Origin of the sequence: Pseudoalteromonas sp. SMS1, from assembly GCF_021530565.1 — a bacterium.
Taxonomy (GTDB): Bacteria; Pseudomonadota; Gammaproteobacteria; order Enterobacterales; family Alteromonadaceae; genus Pseudoalteromonas.
Genome location: NZ_JAKGBI010000040.1, coordinates 1 through 9,514, shown reverse-complemented (window position 1 = coordinate 9,514; position 9,514 = coordinate 1). Strand labels below are relative to the sequence as shown.

Here is a 9,514-nt window from a genome sequence, read left to right as displayed (position 1 = left end):
TACCGAGCAGCGTTACAACGCAGTGAGTGAGGTGATTAGCACGCTGTCGTATGGCACGTCAGCCAAAGACATCAGTGCACTGTCTGCGGCATTTAACGCACGAACTCTGACCTACACGCAGTTGGCGAGCCAGTTAAATGGCACCTTGGTGAGTGATGCCCGTGTCAGTCATTCTGTGTATAACGGCTCCGGCCAACTGACGCAAATCACTCATGCAGATAACAACACGGAGTCTTACACCTATTATGATAATGGGTTAAAAGCCACTTACACCAACCAAAAAGGGGCAACGTGGGATTATACCTATGACAATCAAGGGCGTTTGACAGAAGAGTCGGGGCCAGAGGCCAGCTACCATTATTGGGATAGTGGTGTCTTGAAGTCTACATCCGTTGGCAAAATGACAAAAGCCATGACGTACGATGATATGGGCAATGTAATTACGTTAAAAGAAGGGATAAAGGTCAATGGCAACTGGTTGAGTGGCGCGCACACAGAAACCACCTTTGGGTACGATTTAGCCGGTCGTCAAACAAGTATCACGCAGCCAGAGGCAGTGAATACACCAGAGTTGACAGTCACGACACAATACAATGCGCTAGGGCAGGCCATTTCAAATACACGTGCAGGGATCACAACGTACAAATCCTATGACAATGCAGGGCGTATATATCGAGAACGCGATGGTGAAGGTTATGTTACCGAACGTACCTTTGATGCATTGGGCCGAGAAACGACGCTAATCAGGTATGCAAATGCGGGCAGCTATTCGAATGGCGAGATTGCTGTCGTTGCGTCAAACGATGATAGACGAATTGATAGGCAATACCGCCAAGGTGGTCAGAAAGTCTCAGTCTCTCAAGGTGAGCAGTATACGGAGTTCACCTATAACGCGTTTGGTGAGGAAATTAAAAAAACGCAGTTGGTTTCGGGTACTTGGGGTAAGGAAGATGAAAAAACGATTCAGGCATATACCTACTTCAACGCACTAGGACAACGAAGCGGTCATGTAGATGAGGCGGGTTACTTAACAACATATCAGTACAATGAACATGGTGAATTAGCTGAGCAAATCGAATATGCAAAGGCAGTCACTGGCGCAATATCTGAGTCAATTCAGCCAACGGGTCTAGCGGGGGATGATGAGGTTGGACACAACCGTGAAATCTCGTTCCACTACGATAATATGGGTCGATTGACCCATAAAGTGCATCACAATGTGACAGTGCAAACAACTGGAAACAAAGAGTTTGAGTATGTGGACCACAATAAGGTTGTGGAGTTTAAAGAGTATGATGCGTTAGGTAAAGTGCGTACTCAAAGTACCCAATCCACTAATGAACTAACCCCGGAATCAACGCAATATGATTCGAAAAGTTATCAATTATTTGAATATGATGCACTCGGGCGTTTAGTAACTTCTGCCCAAGAGTATGTTCGAAATGTTACCGCAGATGCTACGACACTTTCCAGTAACTCAATTGCGACACAGTTAGGACGGGAAGCCACTACCTATAAATACGATTTTTTTGGCAATGTTGTCGAACATCGTGTGCATGCAACTCGCTTAACGGGTCATGATGGAACAAATGGCAATATTACTGCGCCAGCGGAGCAAAGTGGTGATCATGTAACTCGTCATCACTACAACCTAAGGGGTTTGTTAGTTAAAGAGGTGAACGCGCTAGGGGAGATGACATCACATGCCTATGATGCGCTAGGTCAACTTACAGAAACGACAAAAGACTATATTGAAGTTGCAGAGCAAAGCAACTACCAGATTTCATATTCGCAGACGACGACAATTGAGGGCCACCAGAATACATATACTGGTGAGGGGTTACCTACAGGCTTCTCTTTTAATAGCAAAACGGGTGTGATAACAAACCATAGAGAGCAAACCTCAAATACTGGCATTACATCGAGTATAACCATTACGATTAAAGACCCTAGGGGCGTTCATATTCAACCGGCACATTTACGCACCCAGTCTGTGACATTTAATGAAACGACGTTAACACGTTCAATTAATAGTTGGCAGGCCACCAGCGAAGGAGGGTCAAAGACCCACTTTACGCGCTATTTGTACAATAATGTTGGTGATGTTGTGCAAAAGAGCATGGGTATAGACGATGTCGTTGAGTTTAATTGGCATACGAATTACAACGGATTTGGAGAAGTAACCAAAGATGAGCATGGGGCTATATTCTCATATAATTCAAATGGGCTTATCGAAAAATCTACACAAGGAGACGGCGTCCTCAAAACCCATCATTATGACAAAGCTGGGCGATTGAGAGAGGTAGTTCATGCGTTGAATGGAAGTACGCAGTACACGCGAGACAATCTAGGACGTGCCATTGAAATTACTCACCCTGATTATGCAGCGCAAGCCGTTGTAACGCATCAGACATACGATAGATGGGACAATATCATCGTTTCGGTAGATGCTGAGCAAAACACCATTAAAGCCCAATATAATCATAGGGATCAGGTAACCAAGGAGGTGTTACCTCAGGTTATGGTTGTATCTGAAAGTGGGACGTTGACGTATGAACGCCCCGAAAACATATTCAAATATGATGCGACAGGGAACCTAGTTAGCAAAACAGATGGTAATTTGAATACCACCATTTACACATTTAATTTGTCAGGTCAGCAAGTGGGAGTTCAAGACGCGCTTGAGAATATTCATCGAAGTTATTACGACATTTTTGGTCGTAAAGTCATTTCGAAAGACGCTGAAGCTCGTATCACGACAAGTACATACGACAAACTGGGCCAAGTAACTGAAGCTGGGCAATATGGCACCATAGGTAGCCAGTCATTTAGTTACAGAAAAATTAATGCGTATGAGTATGATGGACTTGGAAACCGTACACATGAGGTCAATGCGTTAGAAGGGATAAAGCAATACAAGTATGACTCTTTAGGAAATGTGGTCTTCAGAAAAGATGAAATGAATCGCATTAGAACCTACGAAAATGACAAAAACGGTCTACAAGTCAAAGAGCGTTTCAATCAGCTCTATACCTCCGGATTAAGAGATGAAGTTACTCGTAACTTTGATAGTTTTGGACGTTTGGTTTCTATGAACGATTTAAGTGGTAAAACCCATACCACGACGTATTTTCAGGCGACAAGCTTGGCGGAAGATGGCGCTGAAATAATTGCTAACTCAGCGCGCGTTATGGGAAGAACGAACGAATACGGCCAGGACATTCATTACACCTACTACCCTAATGGGTGGCTACATACGGTTACAGATGAGGCAACTGGCGCATACTCAGAATTTGAATACAACCGTAATGGCCAACGTATTGTTGAGGTTAAACAAGCCAGAGATGACCTAGGCAGAGTCATGCGCCATCGCACCGAGACACAATATGACAGTCATGGTCGTATTACGTTTGTGACCACGAATGAATTAAAAAACATCAGTACAACAGATGTACCTAATTGGGTTTTTGAACGCATTATTAGCCGCGTGAGTTATCAATATGATGCAGTGGGCAACAGGCGCAAGATGCAGGTTGAAAATGGCTTGGAAGATGGTCTACCAGAAGACGCACCTAGCCAATTTAGTGGTGTATTCAAAATCAGTGAAATGTCATCATTCACTGAAATGACGGGAAATGTCGCACAATTGTTTCAATCTTTGAACAATAACAACCTCACTTTTTCTGGGACTTTTTACAAACAGACCGAGCCAAATAGCCCCGAGTGGTTTGCTGTTGAGCCACCTGTTCAACTTAATCAGGCTGGTTTCTTTACTGGGACTCCGAGTTTTGAGTCGGAAGGTGTTTACCTGATTGATGTGATAGCCACGGATCCTGCTTCAAATAAAACCTATACAGCAGAAGTCACGCTAGTAATAGAAGACACCCCCCCTCCTTTTACAAGTATTAATATAGGTTCAACGACGCTCAGGGAGGGAGAAGCGTTTGATTTAAATTTGACACAATATTTTGAGAAACGCTCACCGCAAACCAATGTTAACTATGCAGTGCAAGGCTTGCCCGCAGGGTTAACGCTCGACCAAAATAGTGAGCGTATAGTTGGCTCGTTTGGCTATGAAAGTGCCGGCAGTTACCCTGTAACCATTACGGCAACACATGTTGGAGAGCCCAATTACACTGTGACAGAGTCCTTCACTATTAGGGTATTGGAAACATTAAAAATTGAGGTCCATGAAGAAAGAGAGGTAACGCTGGATATCTCGCAGTTTATGCAAGGTTACAATACGCCTCGATTGGAAGTGGACGATGCAGCTAGATCGTTTATTGACCTGACAAATAATGTTATTACAATTGCGCCTGAAGCCGATCATGGTAAGCAATCAGGGTATTATGCTGTTACTGTGCTTGCTAAACATAATGACAATGAAAAACCGCCGCAAAACGGAAACAATCAAGTTACCAACCCCTCGCTAGCAATAGGTGAAATAGAAGCTGAAATTGTTGTTTATCATGTTTTTATACCAGATACGCTAGAACCTAATATTGCGATTTCAAAGAAAAGAGATGGCAACTTTACTATTACTGAAACTGAGTCCTTTCCCTCACATGTTCAAGATGTGACTCAGTACTTTAATAATCCTGATAATGACACCATCGTATACACGCAAGTATTGCAAAAGTGGGGATCTGTTCCGACAGGAGAAAAGGACAGTGCGGGTGATCCAATTTATAGGCCAGGTTGGGAAACAATTAATCACACTCCCGGTTGGCTATCTTTTAATAGCACATCGTTTTCGGGTACTCCTGGGTATTCTGACAGTGGCACTTATCGGATAATGATCACGGCAAGGGAACAAAACAGAAAAGTTAATCATTTGGCACAAGCCTATGTTAACTTTACAGTCGAAGATTTGGCACAACCCATAAGGATTACTGAATTTGACTGGATAAATGTGTATGAAGGACAACGCATTACCCCGATTGACGTTATGAGCCATGTTCGATCAGATCTTCAATTATCGGTATCAGCGGTAGGGTTACCTCCAGGTTTATCATTGAATGAACAGACAGGTGTCATCAGTGGGACTCCCACGTATGATGCAAGTTCGAGTTACACCGCAACCCTTACTTTAACGGATAAAAACGATCCAAGTGTCAGCGCGTCAGTTTCAATTCGATTTATGGTTTTTGACACTGTTAAAGAAGTAATAAATGAAAACGAAACTAAAACATTTGAATTACCTCTAGGGTATGATTTCGAGATTACGTCACCCAAACCCTCGTGGGCAAATATTGAAAGCGGTGGCTTGGTTTTAAGGCCGACAATTAACGATGGAGATGGTCAAACTACAGTCATCCAAGTTGTTGGTACGGATAGAGAAAAAACCCCACAATCTTCATCAAGTGTTTCGGGTACAGAGAAAAGCGCCTTAGACATTAGGACCATCACTCGTTTCTACCATATACAGGTTAATGATTCACACCAACTTAATGTGCGCCCGACAGCATCACAGATTGCCGATAAGGATCTGGTGGCAGGTCGTTCATTTTCATATGATTTTAGGCCCTTCTTTACAGACCCTGATAACAATACGCTTCGCTATCACATTCAATTTGAAGTATACAATGGGCCCGTGGACACCATTAACAATGGTGGCAACTCAAACTCTGGAGAGACGATTGGCGGTAATGTCGGTGGGGGGACAGCTGGGGCGGTCACTCTTTCGGGTAATAGCAATACGGCAAACACATCACATCTGCAACAGGCTCCTTCTTGGTTAAGTGTAACTAATGCGAGCTTAATAACTGAAAATGAATCGAACAGTGCGGTATCACAAGCCTCCTTGGCTTCAGGTGCCGTTGTCCCAAATTCTGATGTAGCCTTTATAACAGTAGATATGCCATCTGGTATGTCATGGTCTGAAACCAATGGGGTTTTAAGCGGGCGTGCTGATCTTAATCAGGACAATTCATATAGAGTTACTGTAACCGCCATTGAAGCAAATACTGCAGAAAGATACAGTGCAGAGTCGACGTTTAATATTTCGCTCGAATCCCCAATAAAAATAAGCGATATCAGTGCAAAAGAAGCCCAAGAAGGCGTTGCGATATCACCTATTAATATATCTCGGTATGTAACAAAGAACCCACAAAATTTATCTGTGTCTTACTCTGCATCGGGCTTACCAAGCGGTTTAAGTATTAATACGAGTACAGGTGTGATATCTGGTACTCCAAGTTTAAGCTCGAGTGGCAATAAGCGTGTCACAATTACCGTGAGGGATAGAAGCGACAGTTCTATTCATGTTTCCTCCTCATTCAATATTAATGTGCGTAACACAAACACTGTAACGGTATCTGAGTTTCAGCGTTCAACAATTGCCTCAGGTGTAGGTGGCAATTACACGACAGCTAATTTGCAAGGTGCACCTTCTTGGGTCAGTCTCTCGTCAGATATGAAAACGATTATTTTGGAACCAAAGGAAGGGGTGCATCGAAGCGAACCGTACACATTTACTTTAGAACTAGTAAGGCCGCCAAATAATTCCGATGGTGATTTGGGCGAACGTAGACGTGTTTTATATCATGTTGAAGTAAAAGATGCGCCTGAGCCAGCGCCAGATCCAGCCCCAAATCGTAGGCCAGAAGGTACCATTCAGGACAAAACAATTACAGAGGGAGTAGGCTTTAATTATAATTTTGCCACGCATTTCAAAGACCCCGATGGCGATGCCGTTACCTACCAACTGTCTTTTGAAAAGCTGAGTTTTGATATGGGCGGTGGTGGCGGAGTCATTAACTCTAGTTCGGTCGCCGCGTCGTCTGCATCCATTTCGTCAGCACAAAATGAAGTGATTACGCCTAACTTCACGCCATACTATGTATCTGTGCCAATGCCTCATGGTCTCAGCGTATCGTCAAGTGGTGTTTTGTCTGGCACGGCTGGGTACGATACGTCAGGAGAGTACCGAGTTACAGCAACGGCGACAGAGGTCAGTGGCGAAAAGAAAACGGGAACGGCCATTTTTACATTGAAGATCAATAATGGCACTCCAAAAGTAAAGCCATCGGTGTCTATTATTGGTAGGTCAGAAATAGAAAAAGGAAAGTCATATTCAATAACTGCCAATGCCCAGGACAGTGACGGTCGTATCATAAGCTATGAATGGAAAACGTCATCAGGGCTTTCTTTATCCGGTTCAGGGCGCGAAGTGTCGATATCGGGCAACTCGACGAGCAGTCAATCGGTTGAAGTGAGAGTAAAAGACGATGATGGTCTTTGGAGTAACTGGGCGAGAAAGACCATTACCATTCAGCCTGAGGGGCAGGCAAATAATGCGCCCGAAGCCAAACACAACCTAAACGCATATGGTAAAGTTGGTACGTCGTTTTCTTACTATATCCCTGATTCAGCTATTGTGGATCAAGACAGTGGAGACTTTTTAACCTATTCCGCGCCGATGTTACCGATGGGTTTAACGCTGACTGGAAATAGAATTCATGGTACGCCTACAAATGCTTCAAAGGGTAATTGGACTATCACTGCAACGGATAGTTCAGGTCTTTCTGCCTCTGTCCAAATTAATATTGAGATCATTGGCGATATGATCAATTTAGGCCTTGAACCATGGGAGATTGGAGGGGCTGGAAGCAAAGAAGTGCTTCAATCTTTGGCAAGTGCAAGCCAATTAGAAACGGTTGCGACACCTAGTTTGAGAATGGCAAGTACAAGCCAATTAGAAACGGTTGCGGCACCTAGTTTGAGAATGGCTAGTACAAGTCAAATAAAAACGGTTTCGGCACCTAGTTTGAGAATGGCTAGTTTCGCAGCGTTTAGCCATACGCCAATAGCGCCACCAAATTTAGACACCCCTTTAAAGGTGAAGGCGACAGTGCAAGCAAAATCAGCTGTACCGATAGGCACTGCGAGAGCAAAAAATAGCGCTAAACAATATTGGTTTACATACGATAATAACAATCGCGTTGTTATCGACGGTGGCAGTATGGATAGCGTCGCTGGCACGATAGATATCAAGTCTCAAGGTAAATATATTGAATACAATGGGACTGGCCAACAAACACTGGTAGTGGATAACTTAGGCAAAAATGCACAGCAGTATATCTATGACTCTTGGGGTATGCTTGCCCAAGTAGATGGCTTTTTAAACAAAGATGGGCAAGATCTCTATGAACAGCGCGCAGCTTTATCTATCACTCATTCAAATTGGCGAGCACAAAGTAGTTTCGAGTATGACAGCCTAGGACAAGTTACATCTAACAAAAGTTACTATTCGATTGGTAGTACGGCGTTTAAAGATGTGCCTGTGAGTCCTGACAGGCCGAGACCACCAATTGGATCTGACACTGAGCCTACTGAGTTCAGATACTACGTTGATATTTCAGGTCACCTGAAAACGATGACGGAGAATGCATACAATTTAGCGGGTGAGCTAGAGCGGAGTGTTGTCAAATCGTTAGAAAATGAACCAGCTACTTATATTGATGATCTGTTCCCTGCAAATTCCTACAATGGCCAGCGGTTTATGATCTACGCCAATAATAAATGGTCTGAATCGGAGTTCACTGTCCAGTCCATTTCTGAACAGTATGTATACAATGTGGCGAACCGCTTGGACGAATATAAATACAAGCAGATGAAAGACCTCCCTACAGGTGTCAGTGACCATTTAATTCACAACTTTGTTAAAACATACGATGAAGGGCGAGAAACATATTTAGAGACTTTAACAGTGGGCACAGGTGCGCAAGGGCACGAGAATAGCCGATACCTGCAAGATACAACAACCAAATCCAGCTATGATGCCAATGGCAATCGTACGCGTGTTGAAGAAGGCCCTACAGAAATCGTTACGGGTAACGCAAATGCAAGTGCTGATGCGATTAAATCGCGCTATATGCGTTATGGCACGGAGGGCAAACTGCTGTCTAAGGTGACGGGTACTCAGTCAAAAGCTATTTCCGACAGTGATCTAATAACCAGCGGCACAAGCTATGATCCATACACAGATCAGGCGATGGACTGGGAAAGCACAATTGCCCAAAACATAGGTTTTAATGAAGATAAGATAGGGCAAAGCTCAGCAGGAAGCTATTTTATTTACTCAAACCAGCAGTACTTGGGCGAGTTAAATAAATTAGGTATTAATACTATTAAAAATCAGCACTTTAGTGCACCAAATTTAAATCAGTCATCAGCAATGACAACACACCAAGTTGTTGCTGGGGATACACTTCAGAGCTTAGCGAAACGTTACTTTGGCAGTGAAAGCTTGTGGTATGTCATCGCTGATGCAAATGGGGTGGGTGCTGGAGCACAATTGCAGGCCGGCACATCGCTTGATATTCCATCAAGAGCAAACTCATTTAACAGTCATGACAGCTTTAAGCCAATTAACTTAAGCGAAGTGATTGGCGATACCACACCGAGCATGCCGTATGTGCCACCACCACCAAAAGCGGGCTGTAATGTACTGGCATCAGTCATCATGATTGCGGTGGCTGTAGTTGCAACGATTGCGACGGCAGGGGCAGCT

The 9,514-nt window shown here is 43.8% G+C and carries 1 protein-coding gene; it reads left to right on the top strand.

Annotated elements, in window-relative coordinates; translation table 11 throughout:
- Positions 1-9,514: putative Ig domain-containing protein (locus tag L1286_RS23705; RefSeq protein WP_235409494.1), on the top strand; the 9,514-nt coding region annotated here is incomplete at both ends.